The following is a 22,270-nucleotide window of genomic DNA, read 5'->3' on the forward strand; positions in this document are numbered from 1 at the left end:
GTGAGGGGGCGCTGCCCCCGCCGCCAAAGGCGGCGATCTTTAAGGAAGGGGGCGCTGCCCCCGCCGCCAGAGGCGGCGATCTTTAGGTGAGGGGGCGCTGCCCCCGTCGCCTTTGGCGACTCCCCCGGAGTATTTGGAAAGCAAAGATGATCACAGTGATCTGGTGGTCGAGAGCATCATTGGGTCAAGGCGCAGCTCGATCAGGTGCAGACCGCCCCGGTCGGCGGCGTCAAGCGCCGGGCCGAGGTGATCCATCGCGGTAACCAAATGCCCGGTGCCACCATAGGCGGCGGCCAATTGCACATAGTCAGGGTTGAACAGCTCTGTCCCCGAGACGCGGCCGGGATAGTGATTTTCTTGATGCATCCGGATCGTGCCGTAGCGGCCGTTATTGGCGATGATCACGGTGATATCGACGCCGAATTGCCGCGCAGTCGACAGCTCTTGCAGGGTCATTTGCAAGCAGCCATCGCCCGCGTAGCAAATCACCGGCCGGTCTGGATGGGCCAGTTTTGCCGCGATGGCAGCAGGTAGCCCATAGCCCATCGACCCCGAAGTCGGTGCGACCTGGGTACGGTAGCCATGATAGCGCGTGTAGCGATGCACGAAGGCGGCGTAGTTACCCGCGCCATTGGTGAAAAGCGCGCGCCCGGCATACCGGTCGGAAATCTGGCGCACGACCTGTTCCATCTTGACCGCGCCGGGTGTGTCTTGGGGCACCTGCCATGCCGTGTAATCGGCGCGCGCCGCATGCATCCAATCGGGATTTGTGAATTGCCCGTTTGCGCCTCGCAGGGCGGCAAGAAAAGCGGGGGCCGATGCCACGAGGCTGTCGCTTGGTTGATAGACGCTGCCGATCTCATCGGGGTCGGGATGGATATGCAAGATCGTCTTGCCCGGTGCGGAAGGGTCGAGCAGCGTGTAGCCATTGGTCGCTGTCTCGCCCATGCGCGCGCCCAAGACCAACAGCGCATCGGCATCGCGCAGGCGTTGGGCAAGCTTGGGGTTCATGCCCACGCCCAGATCACCGATGAAATTGGGATGCGCATTGTCGATATAATCCTGACGCCGGAAGGTCACGGCAACAGGCAGGCCGGTGGCCGTCGCCAGCGCTTCGAGATCGGCCTGCGCCTGCGCGCTCCAGCCGGGGCCGCCGACCACGATCATCGGACGCGCATGGGTCAAGAGCCGGGACAAAAGCGCCTTTGCGCACACGGGGTCAACCGTGGCCATCGCGGGTTGGGCGGGGGCGAGATCTGGCACATCGGCCATGGCCGACAAGATATCTTCGGGCAAGGCCAGCACCACCGGGCCGGGACGGCCCGCTTGCGCGATCTGAAAGGCGCGGCTGATATATTCCGGCAGTCGCGCGGTCGTCTCGACCTCGGCCACCCATTTCACCAAGGGGCTGAAAAAGCGGCGATAATCCAACTCTTGAAAGGCACCGCGATCTCGGTCGGCAAGGGCGACTTGGCCCACGAAAACCACCATGGGCGTGCTGTCTTGCATCGCGACATGCAGGCCCGAGGCAGCATTGGTGGCCCCCGGTCCACGGGTCACGAAGAGTACACCCGGCTGGCCGGTCAGCTTGCCATGCGCCTCGGCCATCATGGCGGCCCCACCCTCTTGGCGGCAGACGATGTTCTGGATCGCGTGATCATAAAGCCCATCAAGCGCTGCCAGAAAGCTTTCGCCCGGCACCGAGAAAACGCGCGTCACACCGTTGATCGCCAATTGATCAGCGAGGATCTTGCCACCGTGGCGCTTGGACATGTGCCTCTCCCGATATGGATGCTTGCGGCGGGATTTGACCGATGGGCGGGTGGAATGTCCAGCTTGGGACATGGGCGGGTAGCAAAGCAAAGGTTGCGACCCCGCGCCGAGAAATGGGCGCGGGGTGATTTTCTGCGTTTACTGCGCGTCTTTCCACGCTTGATAGCGGGCCTTGGTCTCTTCGTTCATCGGGTAGAGACCGGGCAGGGGCACACCGCGATCAACCTCGGTCATGATCCAGCCTTCCATGCGCTCTTGCTCGGGGGATTCGGCCACCACCTCGGCAAGCAGGGCTTGCGGGATCAGCACCGCGCCATCATCGTCGACGACGATTACATCATCGGGAAACACCGCGACACCGCCGCATCCGATGGGCTCTTGCCAGCCGACAAATGTCAGCCCCGCGACCGAGGGCGGTGCCGCCACGCCACGGCACCAGACGGGCAGGCCCGTGGACAGCACACCCGCCGCATCGCGCACGACACCATCGGTGATCAGACCAGCCACACCGCGCTGCACCATGCGGTTGCACAAGATATCACCGAAAATTCCCGCATCAGTGACGCCCATCGCATCGGCCACGGCGATGCAGCCCTCGGGCATCGCCTCGATCGCGGCGCGGGTCGAAATGGGCGAGGCCCAGCTTGCCGGTGTCGCCAAATCTTCGCGTGCAGGCACAAAGCGCAGGGTAAAGGCACGCCCGACCAAGCGCGGTTGCCCTGTCCGGATTGGCACCGACCCGCGCAGCCAAACATTGCGCAGACCCTTTTTCAAAAGGATGGTGGTCAGGGTCGCGGTCGAAACACCCTTGAGCGTTGCGATGATGGTGGGGTCGAGTGACATGTTGCCTCCTGAGCAGTGAATAGGTTGCATCTTACGGAAGGTCTTGGGCGCCCGAAAGCACCATCCGCAATCCCGGTAATGGGGCCGTTGTTGTGGGTCCGGTTTGTGCGACTTCGCGCAGGGGCTTTCGCGATTGGACATCGCCATGGAGCGGGTTAGATGACCGTGCAAGCAAGGCGGAGAACACGGGGTAGGGCATGTCGGAATTGACGCTTTTGGGCATATGCGGTTCGCTGCGGGCGGCGTCGTGGAACCGCAAGCTAATGCATGAGGCCGCGCGGCTTTTCGATCCGGCTGTTTTCATCCATGCCAATCTGCGCCTGCCGCTTTACGACGGCGATCTTGAGGAATTGGGCATTCCGACCGAGGTGGAGCTTTTGGCGCAGCAAATCCGCGATGCCGATGCGGTGGTGATCGTGGGGCCGGAATATAACAAGGCGCTTTCGGGGGTGTTGAAAAACGCGCTTGATTGGGTGAGCCGCGCCAAGGGCGGGCCATGGCGCGATAAGCCGGTAGCGATCATGTCGGCGGCAGCAGGGCGCGCAGGCGGCGAGCGCAGCCAGATGACCATGCGCCACGCGATGAGCCCGTTCAGGGCACATGTGCTTCCCGGCCCCGAGGTACTGATTGCAACCCCTGAGCGCGAATTCGATGCGAACGGGCGGCTGACCAACGACCGGGCGCAGGCGCTTTTGGCCGAGTTGATGGGTGATCTGCGGGCCGCGGCCGTCCGGCGGGCGGCAGGCTAAAGATTTGCTGCGACGCGAAAACTGTCAGGGATCGCATCGCGCCCTTCCAGCACAAGATCGGCCATCAGCCGCGCCACCATCGGTGCCATGCCAAAGCCGATCTTAAAGCCACCATTGGCGATGAAAGCCCCCGGCGCAAGCGGATGGATGCCCAGCATCGGGGCGCGCGACCGGGCGCGCGGGCGCAGACCCGCCCAGCGCGCAATCACAGGCGCATCGCAGAGCGCGGGGCAGAGCAGGCGCGCACGCGCGATCAGCGCGTCAAGCTGCTCATCCGTGCCGGTCGCATCGTCGAAGTCATTCTCCGAGGTGGACCCGATCGCGAGCGTGCCATCGGCATGGGGCACGATGTGCAGCGTATCGACGAATAGCTGCGGTGCCGCGCGCCCCAGATCATGCGCAAGCAAGGCTGCCTGTCCCTTGACCCCTTGGCCCATGTTGCGGCCCATCGCCTGCGACAGCGCGGCAAGACCTGCCGCGCCTGTCGCCCAAAGCGTGATGGCGGGGGTGGGGCTTGCATCGGTCACGATACAGCCGCCGCGCGCGGTGATCGCATCGGCCAAGGCGATGCAGGCGCGGCGCGGATGAATGCGGGCCGATAGGCTATCATGGATCAGCCAGCCCGTCGGACTTGAAATCGGGGCGGCGATCTCGGTCTGCGCCACCACGCGCCAATGATAGCGGCCTTGCCACAAGGTTTGGGCCGTGACCGCGCGCGCCTGCGCCAAATCAAGGCCCGCGTCATCGAGAATGGGTTGCACCCGGCCCGATCTTGCATAGCCCGGATCGCTGCCACCTGCCGCCGCGACCTCGGCCCAGAAACCTTCGGCCATCTCAAGGCTTTCGAACTGAATCTGCTTTTTGGGGTTCCAGTTTTCCGGCACATGCGGGGCAAGCGCCCCCACGATCCCGCCTGAAGCACCGGCAGCAACGCCGAACGGATCGACCACCTCGACACGCGCGCCGCGCCGGGCCGCCTCCCACGCGATGGAGAGGCCGAAAACACCGGCCCCAAAGACCCTTAGCTCGACCATTGCCAATCCTTTATCCTTGCCGCAGTGTCGGCCCGCGCGGGCGCGCCACATCTTGTGCGCCGCTTATCCGCAGGATTAGACGAGCCGTAGGGCATGGACCAGCCAAGACATCAGATCGACTGGCGCAACGGCAATGTGCCGGTGTCGCGCCAATTCGATGACCCGTTCTTTTCGCTCGAGAACGGGTTGGAGGAAACACGCCATGTGTTTTTGACCGGCAACGCCCTGCCCGCGCGGTTCAAGCCCGGCTTTCATATCGCCGAGCTTGGCTTTGGCACCGGCCTGAACCTGATCGCCGCAGCCCTTGCATGGGAAGGATCAGGCCAGCAAGGCAGGCTGCATTTCACCAGTTTCGAGGCCTTTCCACTGGCAGGTGAAGATCTGCGCCTAGCGCTTGCGCAGTTTGCGGGGGCCGTGCCTTACATTGACCTGATCGCCACAGCCCTTGCGGGGGATGGCAAGATCACCACCGCGCAGCTATCGGCCCAGATTATCTTTGGCGATGCGCGTGCCACGCTGCCTGCATGGGATGGGCGCGCGGATGCGTGGTTTCTTGATGGGTTCGCGCCAGCACGGAACCCCGAATTATGGGAACCTGCCCTTTTGGCCCAAGTGGCGCACCACACCGCGCCGGGCGGCACATGTGCAACCTATTCGGCGGCGGGCGCGGTGCGTGCGGCGCTGGCTGAGGCGGGCTTTACCGTCACCCGCATCCCCGGATATGGGCGCAAGCGGCATATGACCCAAGGGGTGCTTTCATGACGGCGCAAAACACCAAGCTCGGCATTTGGCTGATGGTGGCGACGACCTTTGTTTTTGCCATGCAAGACGGGATCAGCCGGCATCTTGCGGGCGAATACAACGTGCTGATGGTGGTGATGATCCGCTATTGGTTCTTTGCCGCCTTCGTCATGGCCGTGGCCGCGCGCAAGGCCGGTGGCCTGAAGGCTGCGGCGGCGACGAGCCAACCGGGTGTGCAGATCTTTCGCGGTGTGCTTTTGGCGACCGAGATCTGCGTGATGGTCTTGGCCTTTGTCATGCTGGGGTTGGTCGAAAGCCATGCAATCTTTACCAGCTACCCGCTGTTGATCGCGGCCCTTTCGGGGCCGATCCTTGGCGAGAAAGTCGGCTGGCGGCGTTGGACGGCGATTGGTGTGGGCTTTGTCGGCGTCTTGATCATTTTGCAACCGGGGTTCCGGGTCTTCCAGATCGAGGCGCTTGTGCCGCTGGCCTCGGCCTTCATGTTCGCGCTTTACGGGTTGATGACGCGCTATGCCGCCCGCAAGGATTCGGCGGCGACCAGCTTCTTTTACACTGGCACCGTTGGGGCCGTGGTCATGACCGCCATCGGCATCTGGTTCTGGGAACCGATGCAAGGGAGCGATTGGGCATGGATGGCGGTTCTCTGCGTCACCGGCGCGCTGGGTCATTGGTTGTTGATCAAGACCTATGATGTGGCCGAGGCAAGTGCCGTGCAGCCCTTCGCCTATCTGCAACTGGTCTTTGCCGCGACGCTGGGCATCACGGTCTTTGGCGAAAGCTTGGAGTGGAATGTCGCCTTGGGCGCGGTGCTGGTGGTGAGCGCGGGTATCTTCACGCTGATGCGGACAAGGGCCAAGGAAAAGACGGGCCGCTGACTAGAGCTTGGGATGGTCGTCGTAATCATCGCGCAAGATGCGATGGGCATCGCCATCGGGATCGTCGAACTGCCCCCGGCGGAGCATCCACCAAAAGGCCACCAAGCCCACAGCGCCCAGAAACAGGCTGACGGGGATCAAAAGACCAAGCACATCCATCGCGGTCTCACCTCAGCCTAAGGGCGTTCAACCCCACCGTAATCGAGGATGACGACATCGCCAATGCCGCGATCAGCGGTGAGCATAGCCCTGCCACCGCCAAGGGCACGGCCAACACGTTATAGACCGTGGCGATGGTGAAATTCTCGCGGATACGCGCGCGCGCCGAGGTGGCGGTGCGCATCGCATCGGCAATCGGCGCAAGGCTTTTGCCCATCAACACCATGTCAGAGGCACTGCGCGCCGCATCAAGCGCCGAGGCAGGCGAGATCGAGACATGAGCGCCTGCCAAGGCTGCGGTATCGTTCAGCCCGTCACCCACCATCAAGACCTTGGCCCCTTGGGCCGCCAGATCGGCCACCAGCGCGGCCTTGTCTTGCGGCAGCGCCTCGGCGGTTACTTCGGTGATGCCGATGGTTTGGGCAAAGCGTGTCACGGCGGCCTCTGTGTCGCCCGAGACCAAGATCACGCGCTTGCCTTGGGCCTGCAGCGCGGCGACCAGATCGGCCGCCCCTTCGCGCAGGCTGTCGGCGAAGGGAATGGCCATGGGCGCGCCATCGCCCAGCGACAGGAAACTTGCCGTATCGCCCGTGGCCTCGGCCCCCACCCATGCCGCGCGGCCAAGGCGCACAAGCTGACCTTGCCATATCCCTTGCACGCCAAAGCCCGGCACTTCGGCCAGGTCGGTGACATGGGCGGGCCGGGTGCCGCGCGCCGATAGCGCCCGCGCAAGGCTTTGCGACAGCGGATGGGCCGAAGCTTGCGCGAGGGCCAAGGCCACGCGCGCGCCATCCCCCGTCAGATCCGCCAACGTCAGCGGTGTTGGCGCGCCAGTGGTCAGCGTGCCGGTTTTGTCAAAGACGACCGTGTCGACCTCGGCCAGACGTTCCAGCGCCGTGCCGTTCTTGATCAACAGCCCTTTGCGAAACAGCCGCCCCGAGGCGGCGGTGGTCACGGCAGGCACGGCAAGGCCCAGCGCGCAGGGGCAGGTGATGATCAGCACGGCTGCCGCGATATTCAGCGCGATGCGCAAATCCTGCGTGTAAAGCCACCAGCCCACCGCCGCCAGAACCGACAAGATATGCACCCCCGGTGCGTAAAGCTTGGCCGCTTGATCGGCGAGCGAGGTGTAATTGCCGCGCCCCGCCTCGGCCACGGCGACCAGATCGGCGATGCGGTGCAGCGCGGTATCTTGGCCTGCTGCCGTGACGGTGATGCTGAGCGGCCCGGTCAAATTCACCTCGCCCGCGCTGACCAATGTCCCCTCACCGGCAAAGGCGGGTAGGCTTTCGCCGGTCATCAAGCTGCGGTCAATCTCGGATTGGCCGCTGAGAACGCGGCCATCGACGGGGATGCGCCCACCGGGTTTTACACGCACCACATCGCCCACGCGTAGATCGGCGACGGCGACGGTTTCCTCGGCCCCATCCGTGATGCGCAAAGCGCGCGGCACCTCTAGCGCGGCCAATTCCTGTGCCGCCGAGCGGGCCGAGGCGCGGGTGCGGTGATCAAGGTAGCGCCCCGCCAAAAGAAAGGTGCAAAGCGCGATAGCCGCATCGAAATAGGCGTGATGGCCCGAATGCATCGTCTCGTAAAGCGAGGTGCCGACCGCCAGCACGATGGCCAGCGTGATCGGCACATCCATGTTCAGCCGCCATGCCCTGAGCGCACCCCAAGCAGAGGCATAGAATGGGCGGCCCGAAAAAATCACGGCGGGAATGGCGATGGCCGCGCTGATCCAATGCATCATATCGCGCGTTACGCCATCGGCCCCCGACCAGACAGCGACTGACAAGAGCATGACATTCATCATCGCGAAAAAGGCGACGGCCAGCCGCATCAGCAAATCGCGGCCCTGACGGTCGGCGGTCGTGGTGGCCAGCACGCCCGGATCAAGCTCATGCGCCTCGTAGCCCGCGCGCGCCAAGGCGGTGCAAAGCATCTCGGCGCTGACCGCTTGCCCGGCCTGCACCGCGGCGCGGCGCAGCGTCAAGTTCACCCGCGCCTCTGTCACGCCCGGCACGGCCAAAAGCGCGCGCTCCACCCCCGAGATGCAGCCCGCGCAATGGATGCCGGGCAGCGACAGCATCAGCGCCGCCTCTTTGGGCAGCTCCGCCAAATGCTCTGCCGCAGGGGCGACATTGCAGGCCGGACAGGCCGAGGGGCGGATATGCTCAAAGGTGGCGGTCAAGATCGGTCACTCGGCATAGCGAAAGGTGATGTTGTGGCGGTATTCGGTCCCGTCGCGCGCCACGCCGGTCAGGCGCAGCCGCCATTGCCCATCCGACAAGGCGACCGGCGCGACGAAAGCGCCGTTTTCCCGCCGCAGCACCAAGGTTTGATCGTCAAGCTGGTTGGTGGGCCGGGTCAAAAGCGCGGTCAATTCGGCAGGGGCCACCAGCGCGCCGTCGCGGTCCAAAAGATGCAAGACCAGCGTTCCATCGCCCGGCACGGTGACGCTTGCCTGCCAGCCCAGCGCCTCTTGCGCATCGCGGCGCAGATCGAAGCTTTGGCTATCGGCATAGCTGGACGAGACCTCCATGCCGGGAAAGGTCGACACAGCGCTATAGGCCATGAAGAAATTCACCCCGAAGATCAGGCCAAAGCCCATGACGAAGATCGCCAGCACATGGCGGCCCGTCAGCTTGCGGCCGGTGTCGGTTGTGGGTGTAACGTCGCTCATTGGGTTGCCCTCCCGAAAAAGGTGGTGTCGCGAAACGCGCGATGGGTGGTGGCCTCGTCCTCGACCCACAGGCGGAAATCGGTGCGCTCGGCCAGTGCGGGGGCGCTGCCTGCGGGGGCGGTGACATAGACGCGCTGCAAATGGGTGGAGTTCAGGGCCACATTGACGCTTTGGCCCGGCTGCCCCTCAAGCGTCACCTCGAGCGGGGCGTCCGAGACCAACGAAATCGCGAAGTCGCTGTCATCATGCGACATGTTGCGGATACGCACATCATAGGTGTTGCGGATCGAGCCATCCGACAGCGTCACGAATTGCGGATTGCGCACGGGTGCGACCGTCATGTCGATATCGGCGCGCACGAACAACAAAAAGACCAGCCCGATCCCGATACCCGACCACAAAGCTGTGTAGATGATCGTGCGCAGCCGGAAGATATGCTTCCAGACCGAAACCTTGGGCTTGCCCGCGCGCTCGTTCGCCTCGTCTGTCAGGGCCATGTAGTCGATCAGCCCGCGCGGTTTACCCACCTTGGCCATGATGTCGTCGCAAGCATCGATGCACAGCGCGCAGGTGATGCATTCAAGCTGTTGGCCATCGCGAATGTCGATGCCCGTGGGGCAGACATTGACGCAGGCGTTGCAATCGATGCAATCGCCCGCACCATCGCGCTCTTTGCCCTTTGCGCGCGGCTCTCCCCGCCAATCGCGATAGGCGACCGTGATGGAATGTTCATCCATCATCGCGGCCTGAATACGCGGCCAAGGGCACATGTAGATGCAGACCTGTTCGCGCATGAAGCCGCCAAAGACAAAGGTCGTCGCGGTCAGGAGCGCGACAGTCGCATAGGCGACAAAGGCCGCCTGCCCAGTGAAAAGATCAACCAACAGCGTCGGCGCATCGGCGAAATAGAAAACCCAAGCCCCGCCCGTCGCCACGGAAATCACGAGCCAAACGGTCCACTTACTCAGCCTGAGCCGCCATTTGCGGAAATCCCATTTGCCGTTCCACAGCCGCAGCCGCGCGTTGCGGTCCCCCTCGATCCAGCGTTCGACGGTAAAGAACAGATCGGTCCAGACAGTCTGCGGGCAGGAATAGCCGCACCAGACGCGGCCAAGCGCCGAGGTGAACAAAAACAGCCCCAGCCCCGCCATGATCAACAGACCCGCGACAAAGTAAAACTCATGCGGCCAAATCTCGATCCAGAAGAAAAAGAAGCGCCGGTTGGCCAGATCGAGCAGCACCGCCTGATCAGGCAGCGCCGGGCCACGGTCCCACCTGATCCACGGGGTGATGTAATAAATGCCCAGCGTGATGATCAGCACCGCCCATTTCAGATTGCGGAAATAGCCGTAAACCCGCTTGGGAAAGACGGGTTCACGCGCGGCATAGAGCTTTTGCGGCTCTTCGGTGGTGCTCATTGACGGATGTCTCCCGGATAGATCGTAGTCCTGCGCCATTGCTTTCTAGGGCCTGCGGGATGCGGTCACTTTGACTTGGATCAAACCCGGCGTGGATGGCGGAAATTGATCATGTCAATCATCCAGCCCGAAAAGGCACCGCCCCGCGCATCCCAAGCGGATGGCAGGGCGGGCGATGGTTTGGCACCGGTCCCGCAGGAAACGCGCGAACAGGACCGGGACCGGTGCCTTTCCGCCAACCGGGAGAGGTCGGCGGAAGCTTGGCCTTGGGCGGCTTACTCGCCGCCACCCAAAGCGTGGACATAGACCGCAAGCGCGCGGATCTGATCTTCGGACAAGCGCCCTGCACTCGACGCTTCGGCAGACCATGGCGGCATGATGCCAAAGCGGGAATAGCGCACGGTATGCTCGATCGCTTCGGGCGTGCCGCCATAAAGCCAGATCGCATCGGTCAGGTTCGGCGCACCCAGAAACCGGTCGCCCGTGCCGTCATCAAGATGGCAAGCCGCGCAATTGTCGAGATAGACCCCCTCGCCCGCAGCAGCCAAAACCGCGTCGGCTGACTGCCCCGAGATATTGCGCACATATTGCACCACGGCGGCGATCTCGTCATCCGACAACAGCCCCTCAAAGGCGGTCATCTCGGAATAGCGGGCAGCCAGATCATCCTCGTTTCGGATGCCGTGGCTGATCGTATAGTGAATCTCATCAATCGAACCGCCCCAAAGCCAGTCATCATCCAGCAGGTTGGGATAGCCTGACGCCTGAACCCCTGCCGCACCCGAGCCGTGGCATTGCGAACACCATGTGGCGTAAAGTGCGGCCCCGCCTTGGATGGCGTAGTTATAGAGATCGGGATTGGCATCGGGGGTGATGGACGCCAATTCTACCTCTGTGATGCGGGTGCGGATATCGGCGTTCATCGCGTCGAAGCGCGCGATATCCTCGGCCACATTGGCGCGGGTGGAAAAGCCCAACAGACCGGGCGTGGCCCCGTTGACCAAGGGCCAAGCCGGGTAAAGCACAGTATAGATCACCGCCCAGACGATGGTTGCGTAAAACGTCCAAAGCCACCAGCGCGGCAGCGGGTTGTTGAATTCCTTGATCCCGTCCCAGCTATGGCCGGTCGTATCGGGATCACCCGGCAAAAGCTTTTGCTCTTCGGGATGGGGCGTGTGGTGGTCGCTCATTGCCGCGCCTCCTTGAACTGACGGGTCTTGGCCTGCGCCGCATCTTCGGGCGCGGGGCGGTCATCATGGCGAAACGGGATATTCGCGATATCGCTGTGCAACCGGCGACTACCGGGGCGCAGCGTGAAAACGATCACGCCCAGAAAGACCACAAGCATGAACAGCGCGCCCCAGCTGCGGGCGATGATCTGAAGGATCGTATAGGTATCTTCCATCGATCTGCCCCCTTACCGGCTTGCAACAGCTTGCTCAGGCGAAAAGGTCGAGAAATCGACCAGCGTGCCGAGCATCTGCATATAGGCGATCAGCGCATCCATCTCGGTCACTTCGGGCTGCCCGTCGAAATCGCGTTGCTGCGCGCCGGGGTAGCGCGCGACCACGCCGGGATCACCGAAATCGGTGGCTTGCTGGATGAAATCCGCCCGCGCGTTTTCCAGCATCTCGTCGGTATAAGGCACACCGACCAAGCGGTGGGTTCGCATCAGATCGACGATATAGCTGGGTTGCAACACGGTATCGGAAAGATAGGCATAAGAGGGCATGACCGATTCCGGCACGACCGATTGCGGGTCGGTGAAATGGTCCACATGCCAGCCATCGGAATAGCGCCCGCCCACCCGCGCCAGATCAGGCCCGGTGCGTTTCGAGCCCCATTGGAACGGGTGGTCATACTGGCTTTCAGCCGCAAGGCTGTAGTGGCCATAACGCTCCACCTCGTCCCGCATCGGGCGGATCATCTGGCTATGACAGACATAACAGCCCTCGCGGATGTAGATTTCGCGCCCCGCCAGTTCCAGCGGCGCATAGGGGCGCATGCCGTCGACATCTTCGATGGTGTTCTCGAGATAAAAGAGCGGCGCGATCTCGACGATGCCCCCTACGGTGACGACCAGAAAGCTGAGCGTCAAAAGGAGGGTGGCGTTGGTTTCAATCTTCTTGTGACCTTCAAGTGCCATCTTGTGGTCCCTCCTTATTCGGCAGGCGTCGCAAAGGCTGCGTCACGGCGGACGGCGGCCTTGCGGACGGTCATGTAAAGGTTCCAAGCCATGATCAGCGCACCGGCAAGGTAGAGAACCCCACCCAAGCCGCGCACCACATACATCGGGAACTTGGCGGCGACGGTGTCGGCGAAGGAGTTCACGAGGAACCCTTGGGCATCCACTTCACGCCACATCAGCCCTTCCATGATGCCAGTCACCCACATGGATGCCGCGTAAAGAACGATCCCGATGGTGGCGAGCCAGTAGTGCCAGCTGACGGCGCGCAAGGAATAGAGCCGCTCTTTGTTCCAAAGCTTGGGGAACAGGTAGTAAAGCATCCCGAAAGTGATCATCCCGTTCCAGCCCAGCGCGCCGGAATGGACATGGCCGATGGTCCAGTCGGTGTAATGCGACAGCGAATTCACCGCGCGGATCGACATCATCGGCCCCTCAAAGGTCGACATGCCGTAGAAGGCGACCGAGGTGACCATCATGCGCAGAACCGGATCGGTGCGCAGCTTGTCCCATGCACCCGACAGCGTCATCAAGCCGTTGATCATGCCGCCCCATGAGGGCATCCACAAAACGATCGAGAACACCATCCCAAGGGTCGAGGCCCAATCAGGCAGTGCCGTGTAGTGCAGGTGATGAGGACCGGCCCAGATATAAAGAAAGATCAGTGCCCAGAAGTGGATGATCGACAGCTTGTAGCTGTAAACCGGGCGCTCGGCCTGTTTGGGGATGAAGTAATACATCATGCCCAAGAAGCCGGCGGTCAGGAAGAAACCCACCGCGTTATGGCCATACCACCATTGCGTCATGGCGCTTTGTACACCGGCCATCACCGGCACCGAGCGCGAGCCAAAGAGCGACACCGGCACCTGCAGGTTGTTGACCACATGCAGCATCGCCACCGTGACGATGAAGGACAACAAGAACCAGTTGGCGACGTAGATGTGCGGTTCTTTGCGATTCAGCAGCGTACCCATAAAAACCGCAAGGAACGCGACCCAAACAATGGTCAGCCACAGATCGGTCAACCATTCAGGTTCGGCATATTCTAACCCTTGGGTCGATCCCAAAAGATAGCCGGTCGCGGCCATGACGATGAACAGCTGATAGCCCCAGAACACGAACCATGCGGTGTTGCCCCCCCAAAGCCGCACGGCGCTGGTGCGCTGCACGATGTAGAAACTCGCCGCGATCAGTGCATTGCCACCAAAGGCGAAAATCACCGCCGAGGTGTGCAAGGGCCGCAGCCGCCCGAAATTCAGATACCCCTGCGCCCAGTCGAAATTGAGCACCGGATAGGCCAGCTGAAAGGCGATAAAGGTGCCAGCCAAAAAGCCAACAACACCCCAAAAGGCGGTGGCAATCGCGGCGGCCTTGACCGGACCATCCATATATTCATTGGCCGAGACGGGTTTGCGCCTCTCGTCCGTTTGGCGCAGCACGACCACGAATGTAATCGCGGCCGCACCCATGATCAAAAGCGCATGAACCAGATAGGCCGCATCGCGCGCGTAATTGGCCGCGATGGCGGCACCAACCGCCACAAGGCCCAAGATCAGCAGCTTTACATAATCAAGCATTGATCGTCCCTTCGTGCTGCACCGTATCCGCCCAGTTGCAAGGCGTCCGGTGCTGTTCCATCTGCACACCACATCCCCCAAGGGGCGGCGGCTGGCCTTGATCCATGTCAAATCCGCCCAGCGAATTGCTTGATGCAGGTCAAGGTGCGGCGCGCGGTCTCGGTCTAGACGGGTGACCAAGCCGACCAAGGAGGGAACCGTGGCCTATAAATCGATCCTGACCATCCTGACCGAACCCAACGAGAACGCCGCCGTGCTGAACGCAGCAGTGGCCTTTGCCGAGGGCAGCGGCGCGCATCTAGAGGTGCTGTGCCTTGGCATCGACCGCACCCAGACCGGCTATTACTTTGCCGGCGCGACCGCCTTGATGCATGAAGAGACGATCATTCATGCGCAATCCGAGGCCCAGACCATCGAGGCCGAGGCGCGCCAGATCCTCGCGCGCAGCGCGATCTCTTGGGGGGTTGAAGGCATGGTGGCGCAATCGGCCTCGATCTCGGGGTTGGTGGCGCGCCGTGCGCGCTTTGCCGATTTGGTGATCTTGCCCAAACCTTACGGCAAAGACCAATATGCCGATGCACCCGTGATCGCGGAATCGGCGATGTTTCACGGCAATGTGCCGGTCCTTATTCTGGCCGATCAAACAGCACTGACAGCGACACCCGAACGGGTCGTGATCGCATGGAACGAATCGCCCGAGGCCATGACCGCTGTGCGCCATGCCTTGCCCTTGCTCAAAGCCGCGACTGCGGTCGATATCTGCATCATCGCGCCCGAACGCCACAGCCCCGATGTCGCCGATCCCGGCGCAGAGCTGTCGCGCATGCTTGCGCGTCATGGTGTGAAGGTTTCGGTCTCGATCATCGCGCAGACCTTGCCGCGCGTCTCAGAGATGATCGCGCGCCACATCGCCGATACCGACGCCGATCTGTTGGTGATGGGCGCTTATGGCCATTCGCGCTTTCGCGAGGCGATCTTGGGTGGTGCCACGCGCAACATGCTGGAACACGCCGAGGTGCCGGTCTTCATGGCGCATTAAGCGCAAGCGATGCTGGCTCGTCGTCATCGAACCGTCACCTGCTCGGGTTATCGCGACATAACCGGAAATACAGTTGTGATGGACACCGATGCAGCTTGCCCATGTCACCGTCGAGATGACGGACACTGCCCGCGACCATGACGCGGTGGCGCTGATCGTTCCCTTAGGGATCGACACCGAGTTCCAGCGCCTCGAACGGGTCGACTTGCCGGAGGGATGGGGGACACACATCTTGGGCGAGGCACGCAGCGGGCAGCTTGCCGCACTGCTCACCCCGCCTCATCCTGACGCGACCGCACGGCTGCGCCATGTTTTCACTGACCGGCCGGGAACCATTGCCGATGCGGCCTGGCACCCGGAACCCACCGCCCACCGCCGCGCGGCAGAGGATCTCACGCAGGACGCGCGGCGCATCGCGCAGAACGCCGGGGGCGGGCGGCGCGGGTTGGAGGCGATCATCCTCGATACGGCCGCGCGCTTCACCTATGGCACAATCGACGGGCCAGACCGTTGGTATACGGGGCACGACGCTATCCCGGCTGTGGCCTGCGCGGTTGGCAATTGCATCGACATCAACACCTATCTGGTCGCAGCGCTGCGCACGGCGGGATACGACACAGCCTATCTCACCTGCTATTTCTTTGACGACGATCCCAACGGCATCGCGGCGGGCATGCACTGCTGGGTGCGCACGCGGCACGAGGGCCTGATCGAGGATTGGGATATCGCCCATTTCAAAAAGGCGGGGCGCGCGGATGTGCATGCAGCGCTGAACCCCGTTCCGGGCCTGCGGGTCACACTCGCGCATGGCCGGGATCATATCTACCGCTGGAATGGTCTGGATATCCACCTCCCGATCCCGTCGCGCCCGAACTGGGTGTTGGCGGATGGCAGCACGATCTGGGGTGCGCCGCCCATCGTCACGCTGTCCCGCGACTGAGCGAGGACCATCCGGCGACACGGGTGCGCGCGGTCCGGCAGGTTAGTAGACGCCGCCATCGGCATCATCGCCTGTCTCGTCCATCAAGGCGGCGAAGTCTGGCACGATGATGTGGCGCTTGCCGTCAAGCTTGATGACGCCGTCATTCTTGAGGGCCGACATCTGGCGGCTGACGGTCTCGAGCGTCAGGCCAAGGTAGTCGGCCATCGCCTCGCGCGTGAGCGGCAGATCAAAGGCTACCGCGCCACCGGGGCGGGGTGTGTGCTGTGCTGCATCGCGGCGGGCGATGATCGACAGAAAGCTTGCGATCTTTTCGCGCGCGGTCTTGCGGCCCAACAGCAACATCCATTCGCGCGCTGCATCAAGTTCGTCGAGCGTCATCTCAAGCAAACGTTGGCTGACATGGGGGGTGGAGCTGAGCATCTGTTGAAAGGGCAAGCGCCGGAAACAGCATAGTTGCAGATCGGTTGTGGCGGTGACGTCATAAGCGGCGCGGTCGCGATTGGGACGACCGAGGAAATCGGAAGGCAGCAAAAGCCCCACCATTTGGCGGCGGCCATCCTCCATCGTCTGGGTAAGGGCGGCCACCCCATGCACGACCGAGGCCACGAAATCCATCTTGTCACCGGCCCAGATGATGGTCTGGCCGGCCTCGTAATTGCGATAATATTTGATCGCCTCGAGCTGTTCGAGCTCATCGGTCTCACAGCGCGCGCACACCGCCCTGTGGCGGATCGGGCAATCCGCGCATTCGCGTTGCGGGAATGTAATGTGCCTTTGGCTCATATCCTTACCCTCCAAGCCGCTGGCAAAAAACTGTCACCCGGCCAGTGCATGCTTGATCCAGATCAAGGTCAAACGGCGCGCCATTGCCTTAGTCCTACTGCAATGGAGCATGTCAATCAACTTCGCCAACTGGGCTTGTTCGACGCGAAAGTCCCGCGTTATACGAGTTATCCACCGGCCACCAAATTCTCCGACGATGTTACGGGGCCTGTATTTCTTGACTGGTTGGGCGATATCGCGCCGGGCGCGCAGATCTCGCTTTACCTTCATGTGCCTTTCTGCCGCAGGTTGTGTTGGTTCTGCGCATGCCGCACCCAAGGTGTGCGCTCGGATGCGCCCATCGCGGCCTATCTGGCCACGTTGAAGCAAGAGATCGCGCTTGTAAGCCGCGCGCTGCCAAGGGGTGTCACGGTCGCACGACTGCATTGGGGGGGTGGCACGCCCACGCTTTTGTCAGCGGCGTCGATGCATGATCTGGCCCGAACACTGCGCAGGGCTTTCAGCTTTGCGCCGAATGCCGAGTTCTCGGTCGAGATTGACCCAAATGAGATCGATGCGCCCCGTATCGACGCCTTGGCCAGGGCCGGGATGAACCGCGCCTCCATCGGGGTGCAAGATTTCGATCCCGATATCCAACAGATCATCGGGCGTGTGCAATCCTACGAGGTCACGCGCGCCGCCATCGAAGGGTTGCGCGCGGCGGGGATTGCGTCGCTCAACGCCGATATCTTGTTCGGCTTACCCGAACAGTCACAGGCGCGGCTCTCGGATTCGGTGCAGATGCTCTTGTCGCTCAGCCCCGACCGGGTGGCGCTTTACGGCTATGCCCATGTGCCTTGGATGGCCAAGCGCCAAGCCTTGATCCCGACCGAGGCGCTCCCCTCGCCCGAGGCGCGCTTGGCGCTCTTCGAGACCGCGCGCAAGCTGTTCATCTGGGATGGCTATGCCGAGATCGGGATCGACCATTTCGCCAAGCCCGGTGACAGCATGGCCCGCGCGGCCAAAACCGGGCATTTGCGACGCAATTTCCAAGGCTATACCGACGATACCTGCGATGTGCTGATCGGGCTTGGTGCTTCGGCCATTTCGCGGCTGCCGCAAGGTTTCGCGCAAAACGCCAGCTCGACCGCTGCTTATCAAAGGGCGGTGCGCATGGGCGAGATGGCGACCGCACGCGGCCATATTTTCAAAGGCGAGGATCGGCTTCGGGCGCGGATGATCGAAATGCTGATGTGCGATTTTCGCATTGATGGCGCGGCGATCTTGCGTGATTTCGACATCACCCCCGACAGGCTTGGCGCGATGTTCAGCGCGGCCGCGCAGCAATTCCCCGGCATGCTGCGCCTTGCGGGGCATGGGCTGAAAATCCATCCCGAAGGGCGCGCACTGACACGGATGATTGCACGCGCCTTTGACGCCTACGAGATGCGGGCGGACGGGCATTCCTCGGCGATCTAGAGCGTGTCGCGTTTGATCAGCCCGCTGTATTCACCGCAACAGGCTCTAAGCGCTCAGGCCGCGCCGCTCTCGCCAAAGGCCGCGCGCATCAATTCGCGGGTGTAATCGGTTTGGGGTTGCGCAAAGAGGGCGGCGGTTTCACCCGCCTCGACCATATCGCCATTGCGCATCACGATCACCTTATGGCTGAGCGCGCGCACCACCTTTAGGTCGTGACTGATAAAGAGATAGGCAATGCCGTAGCGCTGTTGCAAACGGCGCAACAAATCGACGATCTGCACCTGCACCGTCATATCAAGCGCGCTTGTCGGTTCATCCAGCACCACCAGCTTGGGATGCAAGATCATGGCGCGCGCAATCGCGATGCGCTGGCGCTGGCCGCCCGAAAACTCATGCGGATAGCGGTCCATCATCGCGGGGTCTAGCCCCACCTCGGCGAGTATCGCGGCCACTTGCGCGCGCCGGTCATCGCGCGCCACCCCATGCACGGCCAACCCTTCCGAGACGATCTGTTCCACGGTCATGCGGGGGCTGAGGCTTCCGTAAGGGTCTTGGAACACGATCTGCATATCGCGCCTGAGCGGTCGCAACTCGCGCGAATGAAGCCCCTGCACATCGCGGCCCATGAAGATGATCGGCCCTTGCGATCCAATCAGCCGCATGATGGCCAAGGCCAGCGTCGTCTTGCCCGATCCGCTTTCGCCCACGATGCCCAAGGTCTCGCCTGCGCGCACGCTGATCGTTGCGGCATTGACCGCCTTGATGTGGCCGACCGTCCGCCGCATCAGCCCGCGCGTGATCGGGAACCAAACGCGCAGATCGGTGGTGGTCACGATCTCGGGCGCGTTTTCCGCGACAGGCTCAGGGGTGCCCTTGGCCTCGGCCGCGAGGAGTTTTCTTGTATAAGGATGCTTGGGGTCAGCAAAGATCGCGGCGGTCGGCCCCTGTTCGACGATTTCGCCGTTTTGCATCACGCAAACCCGATCGGCGATGCGCCGCACGATGGTCAGGTCATGGGTGATGAACAAAAGGCTCATCCCCATGTCGCGCTTGAGATCGGCCAAAAGATCAAGGATCTGCGCCTGTATGGTCACATCAAGCGCGGTGGTCGGTTCATCCGCGATCAGGAGTTTCGGCCCGTTGGCCAGCGCCATGGCGATCATAACGCGCTGGCGCTGCCCGCCCGATAGCTGATGCGGATAGGCCGAAAGCCGGGTTTCGGGGTCGCGGATACCGACTTGGTGCAACAATTCGATCACGCGGTCGCGCGCCGCCGCACCATGCAGCCCTTGGTGCAGGCTCAAGCTTTCGGTGATCTGCTTTTCCAGCGTGTGAAGCGGATTGAGCGATGTCATCGGCTCTTGGAAGATAAAGCTGATGTCATTGCCCCTAATCCGGCGAAGGGTCGTGTCGTCCGCGCCAACCATCTCTTGCCCGTCATAGGTGACAGACCCGGTGATGGCCGTGGCGCCGGGCACCAGCGCCACGGTCGACAAGGCCGTGACCGATTTGCCCGATCCGCTTTCACCGACCAACGCGACCGTCTCACCCGGCCCCACAGCGAAGCTGACGCCGCGCACGGCTTGCGTCGCGCCAAAGCTGACGGACAGGTTTTCGACCTTGAGAACGCTCATCGTGTCAAACCACAGGTTTGCGTCATCTAAACGTCTTTCTGGGATCAAAGGCGTCGCGCACCCCTTCGAAGATGAAGACCAAAAGCGAAAGCATGATCGCAAAGGCGAAAAACGCGGTGAAGGCCAGCCACGTGGCCTGCAAATTGTTCTTGGCCTGCAGCGTCATCTCGCCAAGGCTAGGCGCCGACGACGGCAGCCCGAAGCCCAAGAAATCAAGGCTGGCCAGACCACCGATGGTGCCCGTGACGATAAAGGGCAAAAAGGTCAGCGTGGCCACCATCGCATTGGGTAGCACATGGCGGAACATGATCGTGCCGTTCGACACCCCCAGCGCGCGGGCGGCGCGGACATATTCGAAATTGCGCGCGCGTAGGAATTCGGCACGCACAACGCCCACAAGCCCTGTCCAGCCAAAGAGCACCATCAAAAACACCAACAGCCAGAAATCCATCACGAAAATCGCAGAGATGATGATGATGATGTATAGGCTGGGGGTCGAGTTCCAGATCTCGATCACCCGCTGAAAGATCAGATCAAGCCAGCCGCCATAAAACCCCTGTGCCGCACCTGCCGCGATCCCGATGACCGAGGTGAGGAATGTCACCACAAGCGCAAAGCTGACCGACAGCCGGAACCCATAGATCACCCGCGCCAGCACATCGCGCGCGGTGTCATCGGTGCCAAGCCAGTGGTTGGCATCCGGCGGCGATGGCGCGGCGCGGCCGATATCGTTGACCGTGTTGTAGCTATAGGGAATGAGCGGCCAAAGCAGCCAGCCTTGCGCGACGGTCTCGCCGTTGAAACTGCCCGTCGCCTGCACAATCTCGATCACATCTGCGGGATCGTCCCAGCAATCCTCCAGCCCGCCCGAAATGATCAGGCATTGCACCTCGACATCGCGGTAAACGGCCTCGGTCCGGAAATCGCCGCCGAATTCGGTCTCGGGGTAGAAGTTGAAGATCGGCGTGTAATAGCTGCCTTGATACCGCACCAAGATGGGGCGGTCATTGGCGATGAATTCCGCAAACAGGCTGAGCCCGTAAAGCACCGCAAAGATCATCAAAGACCAAAAGGCACGGCGGTTGGCCTTGAAATTCTGCCACCGGCGGCGGTTGAGCGGCGACAGCCAGCCACGCCGGGGCGGCGGCAACTCTGCCGCTGTGATTTGTGCCGGGCTGGGAACAGGCATCACCATCTTATGTCTCGCGCGTGTCGAAATCGATGCGCGGATCGATCCAGACATACATCAGGTCGGACAAGATATTCACGAAGAGCCCGATCAGCCCAAAGACAAAGAGCGTGCCGAAAATCACCGGGTAATCGCGGCTAACCGCCGCCTCAAAGGCCAGCCTGCCCAAACCATCAAGGCTAAAGATCGTCTCGATAATCAGCGAACCACCGAAAAACACGCCCACGAACACCGCGGGAAAGCCCGCGATTACGATCAGCATCGCGTTGCGGAAGACATGGCCGTAAAGCACGCGGGATTCTTTCAGCCCCTTGGCGCGCGCGGTCATGACGTATTGCTTGCGGATTTCATCGAGAAAGCTGTTCTTGGTCAACAACGTCAGCGTCGCAAAGGCCGAGATGGTCGAGGCCAAGACCGGCAAGGTAATGTGCCAGAAATAATCCCCGATCTGCTGGATCAGGCTCATTTCCGCCCACCCGTCCGAGGTCAGGCCGCGCAGCGGGAAGATCTGGAAATACCGCCCCCCTGCGAACAACACCAAAAGCATGATCGCGAAAAGAAAGCCGGGGATCGCATAGGCGACGATGATCACACCGCTTGTCCATGTGTCGAATTTGGTGCCATCGCGCGTTGCCTTGGCAATGCCCAAGGGGATCGAGATCAGATAGGCGATCAGCGTCGACCAAAGGCCAAGCGTGATCGAGACGGGCAATTTCTCGATCACCAGATCAATGACCGAGATCGAGCGGAAATAGCTTTCGCCGAAATCGAAGCGGACGTAATCCCATATCATCAGGCCGAAACGTTCCAAACCGGGGATTTCTTCGGCAGCACATTGGTCATTACGCAGATTGGGTGTGCCGGTGAACCCCTCGGCACAGACGATGCGGGCAAAGTTGAACTGCACGCGTAATTCATCAAGGAACTGCGGCGGAAGGCCACGCGCGCCTTCATAACCCACACTCTCGATCTCGTTTGCGCCCATCGTCTCGGACCCGCCGCCCGAGATGCCTGCAAAGACATCACCATCGCCCTCAAGCTGGGCGATAACCTGTTCGATGGGTCCGCCCGGCACGAATTGCGTCAGCGCGAAATTGATCACCATGATCCCCAACAATGTGGGGATCATGAGCAATACGCGTCTGAGGATATAAGCGCCCATATGC

21 protein-coding genes are annotated in these 22,270 nt (G+C 62.0%); 6 read left to right on the forward strand and 15 right to left on the reverse strand.

All coding sequences use genetic code 11. The features are described 5' to 3' along the window. Positions 1–150: 150 nt before the first annotated feature. Both KG698_RS09795 and KG698_RS09800 read right to left on the reverse strand, forming a co-directional pair. Positions 151–1,773, reverse strand: a complete 1,623-nt coding sequence (locus KG698_RS09795) for a thiamine pyrophosphate-binding protein (protein WP_213685392.1) — start codon at positions 1,771–1,773, stop codon at positions 151–153. Between the two features lie 138 nt (positions 1,774–1,911). Beyond that, positions 1,912–2,616 carry a ribonuclease activity regulator RraA gene (locus tag KG698_RS09800; RefSeq protein ID WP_213685393.1) on the reverse strand — a complete coding sequence of 235 codons (705 nt, stop codon included), beginning with the start codon at positions 2,614–2,616 and terminating at the stop codon, positions 1,912–1,914. 197 nt (positions 2,617–2,813) lie between these two features. Here KG698_RS09800 and KG698_RS09805 point away from each other — a divergent pair, with 197 nt between their 5' ends. Then, positions 2,814–3,365, forward strand: coding sequence for an NADPH-dependent FMN reductase (locus tag KG698_RS09805; protein WP_213685394.1), 552 nt, complete (start codon positions 2,814–2,816; stop codon positions 3,363–3,365). On the opposite strand, the gene KG698_RS09810 is transcribed toward KG698_RS09805, so the two are convergent. Continuing rightward, positions 3,362–4,399: an FAD-binding oxidoreductase gene (locus KG698_RS09810; protein WP_213685395.1), complete on the reverse strand. Its 1,038-nt coding sequence runs from the start codon at positions 4,397–4,399 to the stop codon at positions 3,362–3,364. The genes KG698_RS09805 and KG698_RS09810 overlap by 4 nt on opposite strands. 93 nt (positions 4,400–4,492) lie before the next feature. Here KG698_RS09810 and mnmD point away from each other — a divergent pair, with 93 nt between their 5' ends. Then, positions 4,493–5,161: a tRNA (5-methylaminomethyl-2-thiouridine)(34)-methyltransferase MnmD gene (mnmD, locus tag KG698_RS09815; RefSeq protein ID WP_213685396.1), complete on the forward strand. Its 669-nt coding sequence runs from the start codon at positions 4,493–4,495 to the stop codon at positions 5,159–5,161. Then, positions 5,158–6,036 carry a DMT family transporter gene (locus KG698_RS09820; protein WP_213685397.1) on the forward strand — a complete coding sequence of 293 codons (879 nt, stop codon included), beginning with the start codon at positions 5,158–5,160 and terminating at the stop codon, positions 6,034–6,036. Before mnmD ends, KG698_RS09820 begins: the two co-directional genes overlap by 4 nt. Here the strand turns inward: KG698_RS09820 and ccoS are convergent, their stop codons facing one another. From ccoS to ccoN, 8 genes are all read right to left on the reverse strand, one after another. Continuing rightward, a complete protein-coding gene (gene ccoS, locus KG698_RS09825) occupies positions 6,037–6,195 on the reverse strand; it encodes a cbb3-type cytochrome oxidase assembly protein CcoS (protein WP_213685398.1) in 159 nt (52 codons plus the stop codon). A gap of 7 nt (positions 6,196–6,202) precedes the next feature. Beyond that, the gene (locus KG698_RS09830) at positions 6,203–8,386 is read right to left on the reverse strand and encodes a heavy metal translocating P-type ATPase (RefSeq protein WP_300983489.1); all 2,184 of its coding nucleotides are present in this window, start codon (positions 8,384–8,386) and stop codon (positions 6,203–6,205) included. 6 nt (positions 8,387–8,392) lie between these two features. Continuing rightward, positions 8,393–8,878 (reverse strand): FixH family protein, encoded by a 486-nt coding sequence (locus tag KG698_RS09835; RefSeq protein ID WP_213685399.1) that lies wholly within the window; start codon positions 8,876–8,878, stop codon positions 8,393–8,395. Then, the gene (ccoG, locus tag KG698_RS09840) at positions 8,875–10,296 is read right to left on the reverse strand and encodes a cytochrome c oxidase accessory protein CcoG (protein WP_213685400.1); all 1,422 of its coding nucleotides are present in this window, start codon (positions 10,294–10,296) and stop codon (positions 8,875–8,877) included. Before ccoG ends, KG698_RS09835 begins: the two co-directional genes overlap by 4 nt. A gap of 275 nt (positions 10,297–10,571) precedes the next feature. After that, positions 10,572–11,486 carry a cytochrome-c oxidase, cbb3-type subunit III gene (gene ccoP / locus KG698_RS09845; protein ID WP_213685401.1) on the reverse strand — a complete coding sequence of 305 codons (915 nt, stop codon included), beginning with the start codon at positions 11,484–11,486 and terminating at the stop codon, positions 10,572–10,574. Then, positions 11,483–11,701 carry a cbb3-type cytochrome c oxidase subunit 3 gene (locus KG698_RS09850; protein ID WP_213685402.1) on the reverse strand — a complete coding sequence of 73 codons (219 nt, stop codon included), beginning with the start codon at positions 11,699–11,701 and terminating at the stop codon, positions 11,483–11,485. Before KG698_RS09850 ends, ccoP begins: the two co-directional genes overlap by 4 nt. Positions 11,702–11,713: 12 nt before the next feature. Next, positions 11,714–12,442 carry a cytochrome-c oxidase, cbb3-type subunit II gene (ccoO, locus tag KG698_RS09855; RefSeq protein ID WP_213685403.1) on the reverse strand — a complete coding sequence of 243 codons (729 nt, stop codon included), beginning with the start codon at positions 12,440–12,442 and terminating at the stop codon, positions 11,714–11,716. A gap of 14 nt (positions 12,443–12,456) precedes the next feature. Further along, positions 12,457–14,058 (reverse strand): cytochrome-c oxidase, cbb3-type subunit I, encoded by a 1,602-nt coding sequence (ccoN, locus tag KG698_RS09860; RefSeq protein ID WP_213685404.1) that lies wholly within the window; start codon positions 14,056–14,058, stop codon positions 12,457–12,459. A 199-nt stretch (positions 14,059–14,257) separates the two neighbouring features. Here ccoN and KG698_RS09865 point away from each other — a divergent pair, with 199 nt between their 5' ends. After that, positions 14,258–15,097 carry a universal stress protein gene (locus KG698_RS09865; protein ID WP_213685405.1) on the forward strand — a complete coding sequence of 280 codons (840 nt, stop codon included), beginning with the start codon at positions 14,258–14,260 and terminating at the stop codon, positions 15,095–15,097. A 115-nt stretch (positions 15,098–15,212) separates the two neighbouring features. After that, positions 15,213–16,037, forward strand: coding sequence for a transglutaminase-like domain-containing protein (locus tag KG698_RS09870; protein ID WP_213685406.1), 825 nt, complete (start codon positions 15,213–15,215; stop codon positions 16,035–16,037). A gap of 42 nt (positions 16,038–16,079) precedes the next feature. On the opposite strand, the gene fnrL is transcribed toward KG698_RS09870, so the two are convergent. Next, positions 16,080–16,823 (reverse strand): transcriptional regulator FnrL, encoded by a 744-nt coding sequence (fnrL, locus tag KG698_RS09875; protein ID WP_213685407.1) that lies wholly within the window; start codon positions 16,821–16,823, stop codon positions 16,080–16,082. Positions 16,824–16,925: 102 nt separating this feature from the next. On the opposite strand from fnrL, the gene hemN reads away from it, so the two are divergent. Then, a complete protein-coding gene (gene hemN / locus KG698_RS09880; protein WP_213685408.1) occupies positions 16,926–18,281 on the forward strand; it encodes an oxygen-independent coproporphyrinogen III oxidase in 1,356 nt (451 codons plus the stop codon). Between the two features lie 53 nt (positions 18,282–18,334). Here the strand turns inward: hemN and KG698_RS09885 are convergent, their stop codons facing one another. Genes KG698_RS09885 through KG698_RS09895 form a run of 3 tightly spaced genes read right to left on the reverse strand, consistent with a single transcriptional unit; the run spans position 18,335 to position 22,266 of the window. Then, on the reverse strand, positions 18,335–19,915 hold the full coding sequence (locus KG698_RS09885; RefSeq protein WP_213685409.1) for an ABC transporter ATP-binding protein: 1,581 nt from the start codon (positions 19,913–19,915) through the stop codon (positions 18,335–18,337). A 22-nt stretch (positions 19,916–19,937) separates the two neighbouring features. Beyond that, entirely contained in the window at positions 19,938–21,104 is a 1,167-nt protein-coding gene (locus KG698_RS09890) for an ABC transporter permease (protein WP_213685543.1), read from the reverse strand. Between the two features lie 7 nt (positions 21,105–21,111). Continuing rightward, positions 21,112–22,266 (reverse strand): microcin C ABC transporter permease YejB, encoded by a 1,155-nt coding sequence (locus KG698_RS09895; RefSeq protein WP_213685410.1) that lies wholly within the window; start codon positions 22,264–22,266, stop codon positions 21,112–21,114. Positions 22,267–22,270 lie beyond the last annotated feature (4 nt).

Source organism: Roseicyclus sp. (assembly GCF_018402035.1).
Classification (GTDB): Bacteria; Pseudomonadota; Alphaproteobacteria; order Rhodobacterales; family Rhodobacteraceae; genus Roseicyclus.